The 21,719-nt window shown below is 29.8% G+C and carries 16 protein-coding genes; 14 read left to right on the top strand and 2 right to left on the bottom strand.

All coding sequences use genetic code 11. The annotated features are described in order from the left end of the window. Positions 1-102: 102 nt before the first annotated feature. Both trmD and LCI24_RS09280 read right to left on the bottom strand, forming a co-directional pair. A complete protein-coding gene (gene trmD, locus LCI24_RS09285) occupies positions 103-777 on the bottom strand; it encodes a tRNA (guanosine(37)-N1)-methyltransferase TrmD (protein ID WP_274640132.1) in 675 nt (224 codons plus the stop codon). 28 nt (positions 778-805) lie between these two features. Next, a complete protein-coding gene (locus LCI24_RS09280) occupies positions 806-1,666 on the bottom strand; it encodes an RluA family pseudouridine synthase (RefSeq protein ID WP_274640131.1) in 861 nt (286 codons plus the stop codon). A gap of 240 nt (positions 1,667-1,906) precedes the next feature. On the opposite strand from LCI24_RS09280, the gene LCI24_RS09275 reads away from it, so the two are divergent. The 14 genes from LCI24_RS09275 to LCI24_RS09210 all read left to right on the top strand — a co-directional run bounded on the left by LCI24_RS09275 (position 1,907) and on the right by LCI24_RS09210 (position 21,718). Beyond that, a complete protein-coding gene (locus tag LCI24_RS09275; RefSeq protein ID WP_274640130.1) occupies positions 1,907-2,752 on the top strand; it encodes a helix-turn-helix transcriptional regulator in 846 nt (281 codons plus the stop codon). 199 nt (positions 2,753-2,951) lie between these two features. After that, a complete protein-coding gene (locus LCI24_RS09270; protein ID WP_274640129.1) occupies positions 2,952-3,527 on the top strand; it encodes a Pvc16 family protein in 576 nt (191 codons plus the stop codon). Between the two features lie 16 nt (positions 3,528-3,543). Further along, positions 3,544-4,341 carry a hypothetical protein gene (locus LCI24_RS09265; RefSeq protein WP_274640128.1) on the top strand — a complete coding sequence of 266 codons (798 nt, stop codon included), beginning with the start codon at positions 3,544-3,546 and terminating at the stop codon, positions 4,339-4,341. Positions 4,342-4,373: 32 nt separating this feature from the next. Next, positions 4,374-5,957, top strand: coding sequence for a phage tail sheath family protein (locus LCI24_RS09260; protein ID WP_274640127.1), 1,584 nt, complete (start codon positions 4,374-4,376; stop codon positions 5,955-5,957). 68 nt (positions 5,958-6,025) lie between these two features. Beyond that, positions 6,026-6,490 (top strand): phage tail protein, encoded by a 465-nt coding sequence (locus LCI24_RS09255; protein WP_274640126.1) that lies wholly within the window; start codon positions 6,026-6,028, stop codon positions 6,488-6,490. Next, on the top strand, positions 6,483-6,953 hold the full coding sequence (locus tag LCI24_RS09250) for a phage tail protein (RefSeq protein WP_274640125.1): 471 nt from the start codon (positions 6,483-6,485) through the stop codon (positions 6,951-6,953). Before LCI24_RS09255 ends, LCI24_RS09250 begins: the two co-directional genes overlap by 8 nt. Positions 6,954-6,976: 23 nt before the next feature. Beyond that, positions 6,977-7,144 (top strand): DUF5908 family protein, encoded by a 168-nt coding sequence (locus tag LCI24_RS09245; protein WP_274640124.1) that lies wholly within the window; start codon positions 6,977-6,979, stop codon positions 7,142-7,144. A 3-nt stretch (positions 7,145-7,147) separates the two neighbouring features. Next, positions 7,148-7,825, top strand: a complete 678-nt coding sequence (locus LCI24_RS09240; protein ID WP_274640123.1) for a CIS tube protein — start codon at positions 7,148-7,150, stop codon at positions 7,823-7,825. Continuing rightward, complete coding sequence (gene vgrG / locus LCI24_RS09235; RefSeq protein ID WP_274640122.1) at positions 7,822-9,621, top strand: type VI secretion system tip protein VgrG; 1,800 nt, start codon at positions 7,822-7,824, stop codon at positions 9,619-9,621. Before LCI24_RS09240 ends, vgrG begins: the two co-directional genes overlap by 4 nt. Before the next feature lie 12 nt (positions 9,622-9,633). Next, positions 9,634-9,936: a PAAR domain-containing protein gene (locus tag LCI24_RS09230; RefSeq protein ID WP_274640121.1), complete on the top strand. Its 303-nt coding sequence runs from the start codon at positions 9,634-9,636 to the stop codon at positions 9,934-9,936. Continuing rightward, a complete protein-coding gene (locus tag LCI24_RS09225) occupies positions 9,929-10,354 on the top strand; it encodes a GPW/gp25 family protein (protein WP_274640120.1) in 426 nt (141 codons plus the stop codon). Before LCI24_RS09230 ends, LCI24_RS09225 begins: the two co-directional genes overlap by 8 nt. A gap of 3 nt (positions 10,355-10,357) precedes the next feature. Next, complete coding sequence (locus LCI24_RS09220) at positions 10,358-14,848, top strand: hypothetical protein (protein ID WP_274640119.1); 4,491 nt, start codon at positions 10,358-10,360, stop codon at positions 14,846-14,848. Beyond that, the gene (locus tag LCI24_RS09215; RefSeq protein WP_274640118.1) at positions 14,848-17,550 is read left to right on the top strand and encodes a hypothetical protein; all 2,703 of its coding nucleotides are present in this window, start codon (positions 14,848-14,850) and stop codon (positions 17,548-17,550) included. Before LCI24_RS09220 ends, LCI24_RS09215 begins: the two co-directional genes overlap by 1 nt. Further along, positions 17,543-21,718, top strand: a complete 4,176-nt coding sequence (locus tag LCI24_RS09210; protein ID WP_274640117.1) for a contractile injection system tape measure protein — start codon at positions 17,543-17,545, stop codon at positions 21,716-21,718. Before LCI24_RS09215 ends, LCI24_RS09210 begins: the two co-directional genes overlap by 8 nt. The last annotated feature ends 1 nt before the right edge of the window (position 21,719 follow it).

Here is a 21,719-nt window from a genome sequence, read left to right as displayed (position 1 = left end):
TATAAAAGCAACATTCACGATTTTCGTCAGAGGTTGATTTTGTGGGTGCAAATTTAGAACTTTTCTTTTGATAAAAAAAATAAATAAATAGTTGATTATTAGTTAATCTAACAAATCTGGACGTATTTCTTTTGTCCTTTTGTATGCTTGTTCCGAGCGCCACTCTTCAATTTTAGGAAAATTACCCGATAATAATACATCAGGTACTTTCATTCCTTCATACTCAGAAGGTCTTGTATATACAGGAGGTGATAGCAAGTTATCTTGAAAACTATCTGTTAAAGCTGAAGTTTCATCACCTAAAACCCCAGGAATTAAACGGATAACAGCATCACATAAAACTGCTGCTGCCAATTCTCCTCCAGTTAATACATAATCTCCAATAGATATTTCTTTAGTAACAAACTTATCACGTACACGTTGGTCAACACCTTTATAATGTCCTGTTAAAATGATAATATTTTCCTTTAATGAAAGAGTGTTTGCTGTAGTCTGATTTAGGGTTTTAGCATCAGGAGTCATATATATGATTTCATCATATATCCTTTCTGATTGAAGTTTTTCAATACATTTTGCAATGGGCTCAATCATTAAAACCATTCCAGCACCCCCGCCAAATTGGTAATCGTCTATTTGACGATAGTTTCCAAAACCATATTCTCGTAGGTTATGAAAATGAACTTCAGCGAGTCCTTTATTTATAGCCCTTTTCATCATCGAATTTTCAAATGGGCTTTTTATTAAGTCGGGTTCAACCGTAATAATATCTATTCGCATGCGGCAAAGATAGATGATTTAAAGAGATTTATTGTGGGAATATTTTTTTGAATTTCTTGGGAAGTTCTTTCGAGATGTTGATTGTTTCTTTAGTAAAAGGATGTGTAAAGGATAGGGTAGATGCATGTAAGAACAATCCCTTTCCATTTAAAACCAAATCTTTTATAAAGTATTCTTTATCACCTAAAATTGGATTACCAATCGTAAACAAATGTTTGCGTAATTGATGTTTTCTTCCAGTTTTAGGAGTTAATTTAACTAAGTTCAAGTAATCAAATCTAGCTGATTCAACAGTTTCAATAACTTCAAACGAAGTAAAAGCATTTTTGTCTTCAATAGGAAGGTTAATTTCTCCGTTTTTCTGCATTTCTCCAATACTAATTGCAAAGTATGTTTTTTGAATTTGTTTTTTTTCAAATAGTTGGTTTAACGTAATAATACTGGAGGTTGTTTTTCCAATGAGTAATAATCCACTTGTTGGATAGTCTAATCGATGAACTGGTCGAGGACGAGTAGCATCAGCTAATGTACTTTTTTGTAGGTTTTGTGTAAGAGTATTGTCAATTGTAGCAAAAGAATTCCCACTTACTAAGATTCCTGAAGGTTTATAAATAATAGCTAAATAGTCATCTTCGTAAAGAACTTCTATAGGAAAGTTAAATTGTTTTTTCTTAAGTATTTCTTCTATTTGAAATAAGTCAATAGTTTCTCCTCCTTTAATATATAAAGCTGTTGTAGCTGTTTTACCATTAACGTTTACTAATCCTTTTTTAATGGCTTTTTTTATGCCAGATTTTGTAGGAATAGTTTTGAAAATTCCAACAGCATATTCTTGTAGTCGAATAGGAGTTGCTATATTTTTTACGTTGTGAGTTTCAGAAATTTTCAAAAAAGAAGGACTTTGTTTTGTTCAAAATTAAGCAAATAATTTTTGTTGTCAATTACTTAACGTTCTTGCCTTTTTTTTTAACACTGAAAGAAAAAAATAGTAAATATTTTAGGAAATAAACTATTTTTAAAGAGTAAGTCTTTGAATATGAGATTAAAGCAAAAAAAACTCTTAAATAGTCTTTAACCAAACTTAAATGATGTTAACTTTAAAAAGGATACATCTATACTTTATTAGCTTTTGAAAAAAGATAACTACATAATAGTTGCTTCTGATACCCCGCATACTGTTTCTAAAATAGTAAGTGAGTTAGTTGATTTACGAGGATATAGTACTGTTACAGTGAATTCAATTAAATTATTAAAAGAGTTTTTACATACAATTACACCAAAACTTATCATTCTTAATTTTAAGAACAATAATATAGAAATTAAGTATTTTTTTAACTCGTGCTCAAAAATTATTGCCCCAGTGCTTTGTTTGACTAATCAGTATGAGGTTGTTGATTTTTCATCTGAAAAAACACCCATAATGATTCAAACTCTTGAAAACAGTTTAGGAAATAAGCATTTGTTATGTAATGTGAAAAGTATTTTGTCTCTTAGTTGTATGCATCACAGTCCTAGATTAGATACCAACATAAGAGAAGATTCAAGTTTTTTAATTGAAAATAAAAACTTAGCTCGTTATGTTTTAGAGTTAGATCAAAAAAAGGCATTGTTAAAAAGTATGATGGAACGGATAAAAGAATTGAGCTCTTCAGTGGATCATACAACAAGAGGTAGGTTAAATTCTATTATAAACAATATAAAGTTAAATACTAGAACAAATCATTGGGATGATTTTAAAGTTTATTTTGAAAATATTAATCCTGGTTTTATAAAAGAGTTATCAAATAAGTTTCCTTGTTTAACTGTAAAGGATATAAAATATTGCTGTTATTTAAAAATGAATATGTCTAATGAAGATATAAGATATATTTTAGGAATAAGTAGAGAAAGTGTCCGAACTCATAAATACCGTTTAAAGAAAAAAATGATTTTAGAAAAACAACAAGATTTAAAAAGTTTTATTAGTTCTTTTTAGAAAAAAATAATCTGATTACTTTATAAAAGTGACTCTATTTTAGAGTCACTTTTTTTGGTTTAAGATTAGATGTCTACGTTTTGTCTACGTAAAAATAGAAAGTTGAAAAGATGTCTATGATTTGTATATAGTAGCTTTTAGGTTGCTTTATTTCTTGTGTTTAACTTTGAGAAACCAAACTAAAGTCCCCTGAAAAGCAATGATTTTTAAGTCGTTACAGTTTACGAGTAATATGCTTAATCAGTTTTTAAAAAATAAATTCGGATTAAGTGATGATGTCGTCGTAACTAATAATATTATAGACCAAAATGGAACAGTACCTATTGAAAATCAGAATAAGGTAGTGATAACATTAATTCACATAGGTCAAGAAACCGTCAAATCTTTCTACAGTCGAAATAAACGAACTAGTAATGGTAATTATGTAAGTAAACCATTAGAGGAGCGATATAATTTATACATATTAATAGCTCCAAACTTTGAAGACTATAATGAGGTGTTAAAGTTTTTGAACACATCAATACAATTTTTTCAAATTAATACAGCATTAGATGCTAATACTTCATCTAACATTCCTAAAGGTATCTTACGTTTAGAGTTTGAGTTTGAAAAAGGAGATGGATATCAGCAAATGCATAATTTATGGAGTGCATTAGGAGCTAAATATCAGCCAAGTGTTATCTATAAAATGAAATTGATTAGTATTACTTCAGATGAAGTTAAAGGCTTTACACCAGAGATTACAACAACCTCTAATACTTCAAAGGATGTATAGTAGTAGCTTTAATAAAATGTTCAGTTTAGATGTAATGCATACTTATTTTGAAAATAATATATGTAAAGGTTTACTGTATATAGCATCAAAAGAAACAGAGGATATTATTAAAAGATTCTCTTTGAGGTTAAAAGTCACAGGTACAGGCTTCGAGTTTTATATGGATGCTAAAAATACAATAGAAAATCTTTTAAATTATATAACTCTAGCAACAGGAGAGGATTCTTTTAATTTCAATATCACTGTCACAAATCAACAATTTTATCATTACACAAACTTACCAGTAAATAAAATAGGAGTTATTGAGTTTAGTAGCTCATCAGGGGTAACTATTAATAAAGAAAAGTTGTTGACTCCAAGTTTTAAAAAAAAACAAGAGGTAAATATACTTTTTAAAGTAGCTATAAAATTTGAAGATTTGGTGAAGTTAGATCAAAAAAAAGAGTTAGCTAACTATAAAATTCAATTTGAAGCTAGAGAAACACAGTGGAAGTATTTTGTAGTAAATAATAATAAGCAAAATCTAGGAAGTTTATCAATAAAAGGAAAATCAGATGAACAATTTAGTGGACCTTTTGATGTAGTACTTCAAAATGGACAAAAAGCTCAAGAGTTTTCACTAGAAGAACAATTGCTACCGCTATCTGAAGTTCCAAAATACCAGTTTAATTTGGTAAGTGTTACCAAGAAAAACGGTGTAGATAGGAAAAAGATAGTCTGTAAAGGATTACCAACACCAAATCCTAATACTATTAAAATAATGGGAAGCGAATTAAATTCAGTAGTTGCTTCTTTAATGTATGTATATATATAGAGTAAATAAAAATAACAATAACCAAACGTTTTATGAATTTATCAACCATTAAATCTCCAGGGGTTTATATCAATGAAGTAAATGCTTTTGGAAATTCAGTAGTACCTGTTGCTACAGCAGTTCCCGCATTTATTGGATATACTCCACAAGCTATGTACGAAGGGACATCGTACACGAATGTACCTACTAAAATAACGTCATTCGCAGACTTTCAGGCCATTTTTTGTTTGCCTAATCCACCAGCACCAGCAGACCCAGCAAAACAATATGAACCAGAATATTATTTAGTACAACAAGATAGTCAACCCACACAAGGAGACTATATGATGATAGGGAATACTTTTTATTCAATTCTACCAGACCCTAATACAGTTTACTATCTGTATAATAGCATAAAGTTGTTTTATGATAATGGAGGAGGAGATGCATATATTGTTTCGGTAGGATCTTATGGAGAACCATCAGGAGGTCCAGCCACTATAGGTGAACAAGTAGTAAACCCTAATGTTCAAATTAATCAATTAACAGATGGTTTAGCATTACTTAAGCAAGAGCAGGAACCAACGATGTATATATGTCCAGAGGCAACATTATTATCAGTAGAAAATAATGCTTCTTTAATGCAAGCTATGCTGTTACAATCAACAGAAATGCAAACAGCGGTATGTATTTTTGATATTATTGGAGGAGATAATCCAGACCCATTAATGTATATGGATGATATTGAAGCATTCCGAAATAGTACAGGGTCTAATGGGTTAGATTATGGTACAGCTTATTATCCTTTTGTAGGAACAACGGTAATGCAATCTACAGATATTGATTACACAAATCTTTTTGGAGGAGATGTATCACAATTAAAAGATATTTTAAGTCCAGCAGATAACCCTAATGCAACGGTTGATGCTATTATAGCAAATATTCAAAATCCACCAGGAGGAAAAGCACTAACAGTTAGTCAATATAATAACTCATTATTAGTAGCGAGTCCGACCTATAGTACTATTATAGCTAAAGTATTACAAGACGCAAACTTATTGCCACCTAGTGGAGGTATGGCGGGAGTAATAACAACAGTAGATAATCAAGTTGGTCCATGGCAATCACCAGCAAATACTTCAATGGTTGATGCGGTAAACTTACCAATTAGCTTATCAGAGACACAACAAGCTGATTTAAATGTAGATGCAATTTCAGGAAAATCTATCAATGCTATTCGATTTTTTAATGGATTGGGGATCTTAATATGGGGAGCAAGAACGTTAGATGGAAATAGTAAAGATTGGAGGTATTTATCAGTAAGAAGAACAATGATTTTTTTGGAACAATCTTGTAAGCTAGCTGCAAACGCGTATGTATTTGCTCCTAATGATAAAAATACATGGGAAGCGGTAAAAGCAATGATTGGAAGTTTTTTAAATGGAATATGGAAACAAGGAGGTTTACAAGGAGCGAGTGCTTCTGATGCTTTTTCTGTAGAGTGTGGGTTAGGAACCACAATGACTTCTGAAGATATTTTAAATGGTTTTATGAATGTAACAGTAAAAGTAGCAATCGTACGTCCTGCAGAATTTATTGTATTAACCTTTCAACAACAAATGGCTACTTCTAGCTAAAAGAAAATATTAAAACCTTTAATCAAAGAAATAACTAAACAAACTAATTTAAATTAAAAAAGAAAATTATGGCAACAGATGACGGTAGTGTAGAAGGCGGAACATGGCCCATGCCTAAGTTCCGATTCGAAGTAGACTTAGGAACTGAATTAACAGGAGTAGCATTTCAGGAAGTATCTGGAATGGATGTAGAGAACCAAATTATAGAGTATCGTAAAAGTAACAGTCCTTTATTCTCTACTGAGAAAATGCCAGGAATTGTTAAATACGGTAATGTAACTATGAAACGTGGTGTGTTCGTAAATGATAATACTTTTTGGGATTGGCATGCAGAAATAAAAATGAACACAATTAAACGTAGAACAGTACTTATAAAATTATTAGATGAAGGAGGTAATGTAACCATGCAATGGCAATTAAATAATGCATGGCCAACTAAAATATCAAGTACCGACTTAAAATCTGATGGAAATGAAGTTGCTGTTGATACTATTGAGATAGCACATGAAGAACTTATTATAACAAATGGCTAATAAGAACAATGCTAAGACAGAAGATAAAGTAGGTAAGTTTCCTGTAGGCTTTTATTTCTCTGTTTCATTTGATAGTAGTGAAGGATTACCTTTTCAACAAGTATCAGGTTTAACCAAAGAACAAACTGTAGAAGAAGTAGTAGGAGGCGGAGAGAATAGGTTTAAATACCGCCTCCCCGCTGTTTCGATTAGTAAGAATTTGGTACTTAAAAGAGCACTGGTACCTAAAGGTGATGCATTGACCAAATGGTGTAAAGAAACTATAGATGGTGGATTAGCAAAACCAATACAAACAAAAACAGTTTCAGTAAACCTATTGAATAATGAAGGCCAAGTATCCATGAAATGGAACTTTTATAAAGCTTATCCAATTAAGTACTCTATTTCAGATCTAAAATCACAAGAAAGTGAAGTTTTGATAGATACGATTGAGTTAGCCTACATTCACTTTACGACATCATAAAAGTAGTATTAAAAACTAAAAAAATGCCTGTAGAAATTAGAGAGTTAGTTATAAAAACAGAAATCAGAACCGAAACTGAAAAATCGACATCTTTTGAAGAACAAGATTTTAATGTATTGAAAGAGGAGTTAATAAACATATGTAAGCGTATGCTTTCTGAAGGAATAAAAAAAACAAATTATAGACGATAATTTATGGGACTAGAATTTTTGAAAATAACAGGGTATACTGATGAAAACTTTAGCACACCTGTTCCAGGAGAGCCTTATAAAGTAATGATTAATCCAAATTCTATAAAATGGAACAGAAGGATTCAATACAATGAGCAGCAACCAATAGATTCTAGTAAACCTTCTCAGAAATACAAAAACACACCAAGTGATGAACTAAGTTTTGAAATAGTAATTGACTGTACAGGAGTTGTATTTTCAAAAAGAATAGATATGGCGAAAGAAATTAAAGCCTTAGAAGACATTGTGTACACCTATAACGGTAAAATTCATCGCCCTAATTATGTTAAAATTCAATGGGGAGCAAACTTATCGTTTAATAGTGTCTTAAAAAAATTTAATACTACATACACATTATTTAGACCAGATGGAAGCCCGCTTAGGGCAAAAATTTCATTGAGTTTTGGAGAATATGTATCTGAAAAAAAGAAAAAAAAGAAAGAAAAAAAAGAATCACCAGATGTTACGCATTTAGTAGAAGTAATTGAAGGAGAAAGTTTACCACAATTATGTAACAAAGTATGGAATTCTCCTAATCATTATATACAAGTAGCACAGTATAATGGTTTAAATAAGTTTAGGAAATTAAAAGGAGGACAAGAATTAATTTTTCCTCCAATTATTAAACCTATAATATCATGAGTGGAACAACAGACATAAAAAGTGGAGGATTAGTAACTTTTAATATAAAAGTTGACGGTAAGGTAATTCCAGATGTTGTTGAGATAGAACGTATTATTGTTGAGAAATCTGTTAACAGAATAGCAAGAGCCACTATAGTAATTCTAGATGGTAACCCAGCTACTGAAGGCTTTTCAGTAAGCTCTTCTAAAACTTTTATCCCTGGAAATAAAGTACAAATAACAGCAGGATATGATTCTGTAAACGAAACCATCTTTGAAGGAATAATAACAAAACAAAATATAAAAGTACAGGGAAATTCTGGTCCTACATTAGAAGTTGAGTGTAGAGATGAAGCCATTCGTATGATTGTAGGACGTAAAAGTCTCACCTTCACAAAGAAAAAAGACAGTGAAATAATCTCATCGATTATAGGAACATATTCAGGCTTATCAGCTGATGTAACAGCAACAAAAACAAAGTGGCCAGAACAAGTACAGTATTACACTACAGATTGGGATTTTATAATGGCTAGAGCAGAAGTAAATGGAATGGTAGTGACAACTCTTAATGGTAAAGTAGCTGTTTTTCCACCAGATGAAGACAAAAAATCAGTACTTGAAATAGAATATGGAGATAACTTGTTAGAGTTTAATGCAGATTTAGATGCAGTTACTCAGCTAGGTTCTGTAAAAGGGGAGTCATGGGGATTTCCTAATCAAAAAGTAACGTCAAGTTCAGCAAGTAATAGTTATGCAGGAGCAGGAAATTTATCTAGCAAAAAGTTATCAGAAGTAGTGGGGTTAAAAGAGTTTAAAGTGCAAACCACCGCGCCTTTGGAAACGACAGATTTAACAAATTGGTCAAAAGCAACATTGATTAAAAGTGAGCTTTCAAAAATTAGAGGAGAAGTTAAGTTTCAGGGAAGTAACAAAGTAAATCCAGGAAAATATATAACGTTAGATGGTTTAGGAGATCGATTTAACGGAGATCATTTTATATCTAATGTAACACACACTGTTGCAGATGGAAACTGGATAACGGAGGTAACAGTAGGGTTATCACCTAGTTGGTTTACAGAAGAACCGGATGTAATGGCTCCTCCCGCTTCAGGACTATTACCAGGTGTTCAAGGGCTTTTCAATGCAACTATAAAAAAGATGTACGAAGATCCAGATAATCAATATAGAATATTGGTCGATATACCATTATTTGACTCAAAAGGTCAAGGTATATGGGCTCGTTTAGCTAATTTTTATGCAACATCAGGGGCAGGAGTATTCTTTATGCCTGAAGTAGGAGATGAGGTAGTGGTTGGGTTTTTAAATGAAGATCCTCGATACCCAATAATTTTAGGAAGCTTATACAGTAGTGCTAAAAACAAACCTTTTAAAGGCTTAACTCCTAATCAGAAAAATACTAAAAAGGCAATTGTTTCTAAACAAGGAATTTTTATTGAGTTTGATGATGAAAATAAGGTGTTTACCATAGAAACCCCAAGTAAGAATACGGCTGTTTTTAACGATAAAACAAAAGAAATTACCATAAAAGATCAAAACAGTAACAGTATTGTAATGTCTTCTAGCGGGATAGCTATTAAAAGTGCGAAAAATATTTCAATAGAAGCAAACCAAAAAGTAACAATTAAAGGAAAACAAGGAGTAACCGTAGATAGTTCTCCTGGAGATGTTACTGTAAAAGGAACCAATATTAAACAAACAGCCAACGTTAAATTTTCAGCAAAAGGAAATGCACAAGCTGAATTACAAGCAGGAGCTCAAACTACTATCAAGGGAGCTATGGTTATGATAAACTAAAAACTAAAAAATATGCCACCAGCAGCAAGATTAACAGATTTTCACCAATGTCCTATGCAAACACCGGCAGTACCTTCACCTATACCACATGTTGGAGGTCCTATAATAGGTCCAGGGCAACCTAATGTATTAATAGGAGGATTACCAGCAGCGAAAGTTGGAGATATGTTAGTATGTGTAGGACCACCAGATACAATAGTAAAAGGGTCTGCAACTGTAAAAATAGGAGGAATGCCAGCGGCTAGAATGGGAGATGCAACAGCACATGGAGGAAAAATAGTATTAGGAGCTTTTAATGTAATGATAGGTGGGTAGTGTTAATATAAATAGAAAAAAAGAATTTTTAGGCGCGGGTTGGTCTTTTCCTATAACATTTTCGGTTGGAAATTATCAACTTGAAGTCACTAGGTACGAGAATAATATCAAAGATTCTATAGACATAATAATGCAAACCAACTTTGGAGAGCGACCTATGAATCCACAATTTGGATCAGGACTTCAACAATATTTTTTTCAAGAAATGAATGAAACGCTTAAAGCTGAAATAAAAGACACTGTAACAAATAGCTTGTTAAACAACGAGCCTAGAATAAGTGTTTTAAATGTTGAGGTAGATTATGCTGATGTTTTAGAAGGCTTAGTAGAAGTTACGATTGACTACGAATACAATCAAACAAACACAAGACATAACTATGTATATCCTTTCTATTTAAAAGAAGGAACCAATTTGTAATAAATGAATGTAATTGATCAAAATAAAATGCTTAACTCGCTAGAATTAGCGCTAGAGAATCACACTCGTTTGATTGATAGTCGAACAGAGAAAGATGATTTGAATTTTTTGGTTAATTTTGCATCGTTACTTAACTTTTATGACAAAACAAATTCAATAAATGGAGATTGGAGTCCCTTTTTATTGAAAGATCCAGTTTTCTTAATCGCTTCAATAGCAAAAACACCGTATACAAAAATACATTCTTTGTTTGTGCAAACTTGCATAACTCTTGAGGAGTTATTAGCGTGTAAAAAAAATACTTCAGAAGTAAATAAAGAGGGTAAAAGCATTACAAATTGTTTTAATCAGCTATTTAATCAATTAATAGGCATATTTCATTTAGTGGAAAGGTGGATTCATTTTATGCTAGAATCACCTCTTGCTTATAATTTAAAAGACTATACAATTAATCAAGTAAAAGAGAAGTATAGTCAATTTTTATGGGCACTTCTTAGGTTGAAGGAACAATTGCATGTTGGTAAACAAATAAAAGGAATAAATTCAGTAAATAAGTATTTTTATAAATCATTTAATCCAAAAATATGGAAACAAAGTGATGTAAAGCTTTCTTATTTGGAATTATTAGAACTAAAATATCCATTAAAAGAAAATACAGAATGTGATTTTTTCAATTCATTAAAAACAACTGGAGAAACTATTTTCTCATTCTTCAACAGTATTATAGAATATTCATTTGTAGAATTTAAAAATATAAAAAAGGAGAAAAGTTTATTTCCTGATACTTTACTACTTCAAACATTCACTGAATTGATGAAGATTTATAAAAGTCAGTTGAACGGACTAACAGAAAAACATTTAAGGTTCTATTATAAAGACATCTTACGTCAAAAAAAACAATTAGCCAAAGCTGATTCCGTGTTTGCTTGCGCAAATTTATCTGAAATTAATACTCCTTTCTTATTAAAAAAAAATACACTGTTTAATGCAGGACAGTATGCTGATGAATCAACTATTTTATTTAAAACAACAAATAATGTTTCATTGAGTCCAGCGAGTATTACAAAAGCATACACAGTTACTCAAAAAATAAAAAAGAATGGTTTTTCTAAACTACATAAAAAACAAATTGAAGATGTAGGAATAGTAAAAACAAATGAAGAAGGAAACATTCAAAGCTGGAAAACTTTTGGTTCGCAGAATAAACCAGAAGGGAAAGAAGTACCATTAGGATTTGCAATAGCTTCCCCAATGCTACAACTAAAAGAAGGTAGTAGAGAGTTGAATTTAAATTTTACTTTTTTAACCAAAATTAAAAATCTAAGTTTTTTTAAAAAAGGACAATATTTTTTAAGTACGGAAGAAGGGTGGTACATGCTTTCAAAAGAGAATATTGAAATAACTAGAAATGCCAAAAACAAGCATAAGATTCATTTTAAAATAATTCTAGATAAAACAGTCCCAGCAATAGTTTCTTTTCAAGAAAACCCAGATGGTGTTACTAGTACATGGCCAATGTTTAAGATGAGTTATGATGAGTTCGTAGATATAACGAACCCACCTAAAATAAAATCATTAGAAATAAAAGTGGCTGTAAAAGGAATAAATTCATTTCAGTTATATAATGATTATGGATTGTTAGAAACAGAGAAACCTTTTCAACCTTTAGGACCTACACCAGAAAAAGATCAAAGTTTTATGATTGGTAGTTCTGAAATTTTTAGTAAACCAGTAAAAAATTTTTCTGTTCAATTAAATTGGAATAATCTACCTAGTAATTTTACAAGTTACTATCAACAGTACAATAAGTATTTGGCTGGCTATTATAATATGCTGCCTAGTATTATTAAAGCTAGAGAAAAAAAGGAGACTTCTTTTTTTAGTAGAATATGGCCTTTTAGTAAAAAGAAAGAAATAAAAGTAGTACCAGTTTATGATAAACCTTATAGTAATGAGTGCTTTAAGGTAATTTTTCAATTACTACAAAACAAGCAATGGTTTCCTGTTAAAATGGATGTAAGTTATTCTTTTTTAGATAGTTTAATTAGTAAAGAGTTGAAAAGTACCTACAAAAGAGAACTTTTCCAAAAAGTACTTTATACTAATGCTAGTATAAAAGTTAGCGACGTATTAACCATAAAAAAACAGCATGAAGTTAGTGAGTTATTTACAATTAAAGATGTTTTTAAAATTACAGCCAGTTTAAATATAAATGAAGAACTAACTCTAGTAGATAAACTAAAAATAAAAGGATTATTAAGTATAGAAGAACGATTAGTTATAAGTGATATTTTAAAAGTAAAAGATGAACTAAGCATTAATTACTTAACAAAAAATCAAGAAAAAGTTAAAGTAATTGAGCTTTTTGAGTTAAATCAAGACTTAAAAGTAAGTGATGTTTTTCTGTTAAACGAAAAATTAAGTGTAGATAATACATTAACGATTCAAGAACATCTAAAGAAAACAGGAATAACGTTATATAAAAATCATAGAGTTATATCATTAGACTTAGAAGTTAAAAATCAATTCTCTATTAACACTTCTTTAAAGATTGAAGATATTTTTGAAATCAATAAAGACTTAGTGGTTAATGATTTGCTAACAGCTAGAGGAAATGAAGTTATAAAGTTAAAAAACGACGTAACCTTAAATAATTTATTAAACCTATATTTAGGAGACTCAAGTACATTAATAAATTGTGAAGGAAGTTTAGTTTTAAAAGACGAACTGAAAAATAGTACTAATTTGAGTATTTATGGAAAGTTGCAATTTGAAGAAGATATTAGTCTAGAGAGTATAATAAAGATTCAAGAAGAGCTGTCTTTTCGAGAAATAGTTAGTATAAATACTCAGGTAATTGAAAAAAATGCTACAATTCAAATTAATAAACTTAAAAAAGATAGTGTTTTTGGATCTACAAAAATTTCAGAAGTTCAAAAAAATATAAATCCAGCTATTCAAAACACACTTTTAGAATTTACAGAGGAAACTTCTACAGGGTTTATTCGTATGCAATTAGTAGAACCAAACTATGGATTTGGAACATCATTGTATTCAAAAATAGTAAGTGCTATTGCCTTATATAATGCTGATGGGATTGCTTTAAATTTTAATGAAAAGAAGGTTGAATATCCCTTAGCAAAACCAGCCAATGAGCCTTATACACCTATTGTAGGTTTATTTAAAGGAAAGTATACAAGTAGCATAACATATAATTTTTTAGGTGAAGAGAATCAATATCCTATACAGTGTTTTTATTATGATGTATTTAAAAATTACAAAGTATATGATACAAGCTTAACGAAGAAAAAAAATACAGTGATACAAAATGGTTTTCCTGAATTGTTACCAAAAGTTGAAAACAAAGGGAATTTGTTTTTAGCACTAGAAAAAGTAATAGCTCCTTCGGCAGTAAGTTTTTACTTTGAATTGGCACAAGATTATTCTGCTTTAAATCAAGAGAAACAAGAAATTAACTACAAGTACTTGGCGAAAAGTAGCTGGAAAGAGTTGCCTTTATTTTCAGATACAACAGATAAATTAGGTTGTTCAGGTATTATTACTTGTAATATTCCGTCAAGGATAACAACTATACATAACACGATGCCTAATGGTGAGTATTGGTTGTGTATTGGTGTAAAGAGTGATCCTGATGCTTATGGTGAAACGACTTTTTTAAAAACAAATGGGTTTGAATTACAAAGAACAGGAAGTCAATATAAAAACACTTCGAAAAAACCAGTAATAAAACCAAATGCAATAGAAGGACCACATACTGCCATTCCAGAAATTGCAGCTGTTACACAACCATTTTCTTCCTTTGGAGGAAAAATGTCTGAAACAGAAGAACAAATGAATAAGCGAGTGAGTGTACGCTTAAAAACAAAAGATAGAATAGTAACAAGTCAAGATTATTACAGAGAAGTCATAGAAGTATTCCCAGAAATTTATTATGTAAAAGCAACATATGATAAAAAAATAAAAAAAACAGTAGTATATGTGGTTAAAAAGGTTCAGAAATGCACAAGCTCAATGGCGTTTAAACCTTTAGTAAATCAATGCTATCAAGAAAAAATTGGGAAGTATTTAGAAAAAAGAGCTTCAAGGTTTGCTAATATTCAGGTGAACAATTTTGAGCTTATTTATATCAAAATAAAGGGGAAAGTAAAAATAGTTTCTGGCTACGAACCTAAAGGAGTAGCTCGAAAAATAAATAAAAAAATTAACGTTTTTTTATCTCCTTGGATAACGACTTCACAAAAACAAATTACCATTAATAAAGGAGTAAGTGTTGCACAAGTCTCTGAGTTTATTAAGAGTTTTAAAGAAGTTGAAAGTATCGTATTTCTCGAATTGTATTTAGGAAAAAAAGAACAAAGTTCAGGAAAAACTATATATAAAAAACAACCCTATCATACAATAAGTCTCTTAGATATAAAGTCGTCAGATTTGTTAGTGCCATCATTAAATAATGCCGAAATAATCTATATGTAATGGAAGAATTAAATCACATAGAAAATACCATATTACCTATAGAGCTTAACTTTGATGAACTCAAAGAACTAGGACTTGCTTATATTCAAAAAAATAATGATAATACTTGGACGAACTTAAACCCTAGCGATCCTGGAGTTACTATTTTAGACCAATTGTGTTTCGCTTTTACAGAGTTAGGATATTGTAATAACTTTTTGATAAAAGATATTTTAACCAATAAGCAAGGAAAATTAATAGTTAAAAATCAGTTTTACCTTCCTGAAGATATATTAACAACTTCTCCTATTACAATTAACGATTTTAGAAAGTATGTAGTTGATAAAGTAAAAGAAGTAATCAATTTACAAATAACAGCTGTAAAAAGTCAGGCTAATGTTTACAAGGTAGAAGTGTTATTAAACAGAAGAATAGATAAAAAGAAGCTTGTTGAAACAGTTACGTTTAATAATCAAGAAAAAAAAGTAACTGTAAAGAGTCAAGAAGAAATGATTTTAGAAAATACTTTTTTTGTTCTGAATTCTTGTAGAAACCTGGGAGAATTGTTTTTATATCCAACTTCTCTTGTAGCTAAAAAGTACCGAGTATATGGACAGTTAGAAATAGAAAGCGGATACAATATAAACACTGTTTTAATAGAAATAGAGACAGCAATAAATAATTATGTTTTCCCTAAGTTAACCCAAGCTGGATATAATGAGTTAAAGGAAGAAGAGACGACGAATACAATTTTTAATGGGCCAAAATTAGCAAATGGGTGGGTTGCAGAAAGTAATATGGCTCCCAAAAAAAATAAAATTCAAGCTTATGAATTAACAGAGATTATTCAATCGATAAAAGGGGTGTTATCAATTTCAAACGTATCATTTGGTAATGTTGAAGAAATGTACGAAGTATCCTCATCTGAAGATGAAATACTAGTATTTAACTTTATTGATTTGTCAGAGGAAAATAGTAATGGTCTACAAGTTTTTACAAAAGGAAAAGATATAAGTACTAGTATAAATACTTCAGTTATAAAAGAACTATCAGGTTTAGATGACACTAATAGTCAAATAAGTAAAGTTTCAACAGTAAGAATGGCTCCAGAATTGCCTGAAGGAACTTATAGAGATATTAGTAGTTATTACTCTATTCAAAATACATTTCCAGACGCATATACAGTAGGTAGTGAAGGTGTAAGTGCTAATGCAACCGCTTTTCAGATAGCACAATCTAGACAGTTAAAAGGATATTTAACACTATTTGATCAAGTGCTAACTAATCAGTTTATGCAATTGGCAAGTCTTGATAAACTTTTTTCTTTTGAAAACTCAGTAACAGGAGCTCCATCAGACCAAGAACAGTTTTATAGTGTTCAAACCGCTTTTGAAAATGAACATCCAGAATATCCATCTCCCTATGTTTGTTTTTCACCAACATATTACTATCAATCACTATATAAAGAAGTACCACACATACACCCCCTACTGCGTAACTTTAAAAAGCATGAGTTCAGTTATGAAATTCAACCTATTGCACAAGTGGTAAACAATAGCTGGAAAAAGTATCAAACAGATCCATACAATTCTTATATGTGGGGATTGATGGCTTTTATGGAAGATGAAGACATAAACTTAGAAAGGAGAAACAAAATACTCAACCATTTATTAGCGAGACATGGTGAATCCCCAATGCTTCTTGATATTATTATTGAAGGAACTGTGTATTCAGGAAACTCACAAAAAGATAAAGTGATTATTAAAAGTTTGTATTTACAAAACTTAGGGCTTTTATCATACTATAGAGCCAAAGCATATAATTTTATTGGAGCTACCAAATTAACAACTAAACATATTGAAAGCTCTAGTAAATTACCAGAAAAAGAATATCAAGAGTTGCAAAAAAAACTAATTCAAGGAAATCAGAAAAACTTCATTTTTGATACACTTAAGGTAGATGAGGAGCAAAAAATAACCAATCTAGATTTTACAGATTTTTCAGCAGTAGAATTAAAATTAAACCTACTCTTTGCTTTAAATATATATTATCAAGATTATTTAGTAAATAATAATGATGCCTTTGCATATTGGTTAATTACTCAGCGAAAAGGTTTTTTATGTATTGAAACTAATTTATTAAAAGAATCGGTGGATTATGAAATAGTAATTACTGAAGGTTTTAAGGGTGAATTATATTGGAAACTACCACGAAAACTAACTTATAATGAACTCATAGAGTTAGAGTGTTTGTTAAGAAGGCAAGTTGATTTTATAGAATTACGCAGCAAATATTTACTAGTAAAAGAGGAATATAAAATTTATGAAGAGAGTGATTTTACTAGTATAGAAAACTCTTCATATAAATGGTCAGTTAAAATACCTTTAGAAGAGGGAGCATTGTCGATAATAGATTTATTTTTTGAGAACGAACTCCTTTTGATTTTTCCTGAATTTTTTGAAGGCACTTCAAATTTTAAAATATCAGATTTTAAAAACAGATTGTCTTATTTTTTAGAAAGTGAACTACCAGTACAAGTAATGGCAAAAAGTCTTTTTATAAAAGATGACTTCTTGAAAGAGTTAATCTTGGCGTATGCTAATTGGTATAATAGTTTACGCTTTAATCAAGAGAATGGTGCTATGCATGGAGTAGGTTTGAGAAGTAGTGCGAAAGAGTTGGTTAGGATACTTTTTGAATTAAACCGATTAAGTGATGCTTAAAAACAACAATCATATCGTAGCACGTTGCCATTGGAATACTTCTTTTGATAATAAAGATAAGGGAACAGAACTACAAAATACAATTAGTTATTGGAGCGAGCATCACATGCCTAGAGAGATAAACAGTGTTTTTGATGTTGTATGTCCAGAGGAACAAACACTTAAAATTAAAAGTTTAGAACTCAATTTAGGCATTATAAATTATGAAAACTTAGAAGAAAGTTTATACCTAAAATTAAAGGCTCAATTGTTATTGAAGCTTAATGATATTTTAATGTATCCAAGTAAATACTCACAAAGTATTGAGGTTGTAACGGAAGAAAACACTCATTTAACTACGTTAAAATATTTTTTATTAAAAGGGGTGATGCCATGGAATTATCAAAAAATAAAAGGCTCAGTTAACGAGATTTTTGAACATCAATTACAACATAATAAACAAGAGATGATGCTTATGATTGAGGAGGTTGGAGTTAAAGAATATGTACGTAAACGTATTGCATGGCAACTAAAAGAGGAGCATATAAAAGAAATTATTAAAAACATAGAGAGAAGTAATGATAATTACATTATTGAGTTTTCTGAAGAGTTTGTAAAAATTCAAGAACAAGAATCAATTGTTAAAACTAATCTTCAAGATTTTAAAAAGAATTTACTGTTTTGGATTCTTAATTATTTGTTTGCTGAAAGAGGTACAATGTTTAATAAGATAGAGTTTGTACAAAGCAATATTCAACAAATGGCAAGGCACTTTAATATGGAGTATTATGAACTTTTTGCTTTGATTGAAGATGCTGTAGATAATGTACATGAACACTCGTATGTTAAAAATAATTTTATTTTAATTCTGTCTATCCTCTCTCAAAAACAACAAAATAATTTTTACAAGTACCCTTCAACTGAAAGACAGATAGAAAAGCAATGGCAGTTATTAGAGTATTTTTTACAATCACCTAATAATTGTAGTACAGTATATCAGAAAAAAAGATTAGAAGAACTCATACACTATTTATCAACTATAAACTCATTTAGGTTTAAAGAAACAATATCTTTTTTAGATAATCACTCTTTTAATACACTGGCGTTAAGTGAAAATATATCTGAGGAGTCTTTAAGTATATTATGTAAAGCATTGTCTCCTACTAATGGAGTAAAGTTAATAAGTCAGATAACGTTTTTAGGTAAATTGGAGTTAGAAAAACATTTTAAGCTTTCTAAAAAGTGGTTGTTTGGTAAAGGAGTTTTATATTTAAAAGAAAAAAAAGGAAGTTTTTCGTGTAAAGAGTTTTCTAATTACATAATAAATGAAGTAAATAAAACTCAAAAAACACCAAAAATAAAAATCTTTGAAAGAATATTAAACACACCACTTTTAACAACACATAAAAATACAGAAAACCTGGATGTTTTTAAAGGGTTAAAACAGCTCTATACATTAGAGCTTTCAAAAGAAATACCTACTTTTTCAAAAAAACAACTAGTAAAGATTCTAAACGAGTTAGAAAAGACCTCAACAAAAGACAAGCAATCAAGATTTACAGAACAATATTATGCAATTCTTCATGTGTGGCTTAGAGAAAAATCAAAAGTTGTTTGGAAAGTGTTTACAGTTTATAAAAATCAAAAATTTATTAAAGAATTACTTTTTGAATTACTCAGTGACACAAGGGTTGTTATTCCAGTATTAAAAAATGTATTCCCTAAACAATATCGAATATTAAAAAGGTTAGAACTCAGTATCGATGAGGTTGTAAGTAGTAATCAGGCATTGCTTAAAAGTTTAAAAAGTATAAAAAAAGAACTACTAATTAAAGCATCAAGAGTACTTATAAGTAATCAAAAGTTAAACACTACATCTTTTATAAAATTAGTTTTAGAATTATTAATTTTTCAAGAACAACAATTGAATAGTAAGTTGTATGAAGAAGGAGTTATGTGTGTTGTAGAGTCTTTTTTTAAAAAAAATGAAGAGTTTTCTGAAACACAAAAAAAAGAACTAAAAGTATTTGTTAATACAATAGTTAAAGTGTCTGTTTTAGAAAGGGTTAAAAAATACATTGAAGAGCATAATAACAAGCAAAAAGAAGTAGCAGTAATGTTAATTGTTTTGGTTCGCGAGAAAATGGTAAGTTCCAAGGAATTTAAGCAGTATGAAAAAAAAATAAGTCAATATTTACTAAAGGATGGTTACACTCTTCAAGAGAATTTTATAAAAGAATATCAGAAACAAAAAGATCAATTTAGTAGAATTTATTCAGCAGTAGAAATAAAGAAGATTATAACAGAAATATATTGGCAAAGTATTGCAGATTACCAAGTTTATAAAGGAGATAAAATAAAGTTTACAACATTTTTTAAGACTTCTATTTTAGAGTTTTTAGGGGGAGTAAAAAATGAAATAGATAAAGGAGGAAAATCAAAAAAGTTATTTAGAGAGGAGAGAATAAGAAATAGCATAAAGTTAAAAGGGCAAACTTTTTTAGTAAAAGAAATTTTATATCATATTAAAAAAGCTATTAAGAATGGAGTTTTAAAGATTGAAATTAAAGGAAAATCTTTAGGTTTTAAAGAAGTGTTTTTTTTCCTTTTAGAGGAATATCCAACACAAATACATGACTTACTTAGAGATAAAACTATTACAGAAAAACAAATTAAAGGTCTACAGTCAGTTATACCTTTTCAACAGTTTATTATACTCATAGCTAAGGGAGGATTAAGAGCTGTATACAAAGATATTTCAATCTTGTTTTCTTTGGTTCAAGAGTTTGTCGATAGCTCAACTAAAATAGAAAAAGAGTTCTGGAGAGAAACTATTCAGTTAATTAGAAATCATAAAAAAACTAGAGAATTAAAAGGGTTCATTAAAATAGTTTTGGAAGAACTTTCGGTTAAAGAAATAAGAGCATTAGATATTGTACGTGTTATTAAAGATAAAGATATAAAACTACCGAGTACTTTAAAACAACTATTGGTAAAAAGAAGCTCAACTTTTGAGCTGTTAGAGGAGTTAGATAAAGAAAACAATACTCCTAAAATTATTACTCCAAACTATAAGAGAAAAACTTTAGAAAGATTAATAGAATCTCTATGTATAGAAGACAAAATACCATCTTGGTTTTTGCATTTAACACCAGTTACAATTAAGGGGTTAATAAACGAAGTTTTAAGAGATACCCCATTAATAGTAGTGTCAGTATTAAGAAAAAATATAGTTTCAGATACTCAGCTTAGTAAACTAGCAGATAAAATAAAAGTTGAAACTTTAATTAAATCATTAAGGGAGCTGTATCCTAATCAACAAATTCAACTAAATACAATTGAAAAATTATATAAAGCAATAGGACACATTTCAACAAAAAGTATAAATGTAGAAGAAGTTCAGCAAGTACTACTTATAAAAGTGTTGAAAAGTTGGATAACTTCTAATTGGAAACTTATAGGAGCTACTTCAATATGGAAAGAACTTTTATGGGAAGTATGTACTAAGAAAAATATAGAAGAGCGTCAATTTTTAGAAGCTTTAGATGATGTTAAAACGCAACTTCCTACGCAACTACAATTGAGTTATAATGAGTTAGAGAAATTGAAAAGGATAGAAAACACAACTCAAAACAAAATCAGAAAACAAGAAAGTATGAACGAACAAAATAATGATAAACTAGCTGTTGGGATAACTGTCCCAAATGCAGGGATAGTGTTGTTAAATAGTTATTTTTTAATACTATTTGAACGATTAAACTTAGTAAAAGACAACAATTTTATTTCAGAAGAAAAGCGTTTAGATGCCATCCACTATTTACAATATATAGTAACAGGAATGACAAAAACAGAAGAATCGTTACTAGCACTTAATAAAGTGTTCTGTAATGTTCCATTGTCTCAACCTATACATGATGAAATACAAATGTCTAATAAAGATAAGAAGTTGATAGAAGGACTTTTAGAAGCAGCAATTGATTATTGGAATGCTATTGGAGCTACCTCAATACAAGGATTTAGAGGAAATTGGTTAGTGCGTAACGGAATTTTAAGAGAAGAGGAAGACCGTTGGAGTTTAACAGTTGAAAAAAGACCATATGATGTTTTGATGTTAAAATCTCCTTTTTCTTTTTCAATTATAAAGTTACCATGGATGCCAAAACCACTTCATGTAACGTGGCCTTTTTAAA

Source organism: Tenacibaculum larymnensis, assembly GCF_028829235.1.
Taxonomy (GTDB): Bacteria; Bacteroidota; Bacteroidia; order Flavobacteriales; family Flavobacteriaceae; genus Polaribacter; species Polaribacter larymnensis.
Note: the sequence above shows the minus strand (reverse complement) of the source record. Positions and strands in the feature narration are given on the sequence as shown.

Bases quoted from the DNA above. Each gene is read 5' to 3' on its own strand.
- trmD (WP_274640132.1), bottom strand. From the start codon at position 777: ATGCGAATAGATATTATTACGGTTGAACCCGACTTAATAAAAAGCCCA.
- LCI24_RS09270 (WP_274640129.1), top strand. From the start codon at position 2,952: ATGATTTTTAAGTCGTTACAGTTTACGAGTAATATGCTTAATCAGTTT.
- LCI24_RS09265 (WP_274640128.1), top strand. From the start codon at position 3,544: ATGTTCAGTTTAGATGTAATGCATACTTATTTTGAAAATAATATATGT.
- LCI24_RS09260 (WP_274640127.1), top strand. From the start codon at position 4,374: ATGAATTTATCAACCATTAAATCTCCAGGGGTTTATATCAATGAAGTA.
- LCI24_RS09255 (WP_274640126.1), top strand. From the start codon at position 6,026: ATGGCAACAGATGACGGTAGTGTAGAAGGCGGAACATGGCCCATGCCT.
- LCI24_RS09250 (WP_274640125.1), top strand. From the start codon at position 6,483: ATGGCTAATAAGAACAATGCTAAGACAGAAGATAAAGTAGGTAAGTTT.
- LCI24_RS09245 (WP_274640124.1), top strand. From the start codon at position 6,977: ATGCCTGTAGAAATTAGAGAGTTAGTTATAAAAACAGAAATCAGAACC.
- LCI24_RS09240 (WP_274640123.1), top strand. From the start codon at position 7,148: ATGGGACTAGAATTTTTGAAAATAACAGGGTATACTGATGAAAACTTT.
- vgrG (WP_274640122.1), top strand. From the start codon at position 7,822: ATGAGTGGAACAACAGACATAAAAAGTGGAGGATTAGTAACTTTTAAT.
- LCI24_RS09230 (WP_274640121.1), top strand. From the start codon at position 9,634: ATGCCACCAGCAGCAAGATTAACAGATTTTCACCAATGTCCTATGCAA.
- LCI24_RS09220 (WP_274640119.1), top strand. From the start codon at position 10,358: ATGAATGTAATTGATCAAAATAAAATGCTTAACTCGCTAGAATTAGCG.
- LCI24_RS09215 (WP_274640118.1), top strand. From the start codon at position 14,848: ATGGAAGAATTAAATCACATAGAAAATACCATATTACCTATAGAGCTT.
- LCI24_RS09210 (WP_274640117.1), top strand. From the start codon at position 17,543: ATGCTTAAAAACAACAATCATATCGTAGCACGTTGCCATTGGAATACT.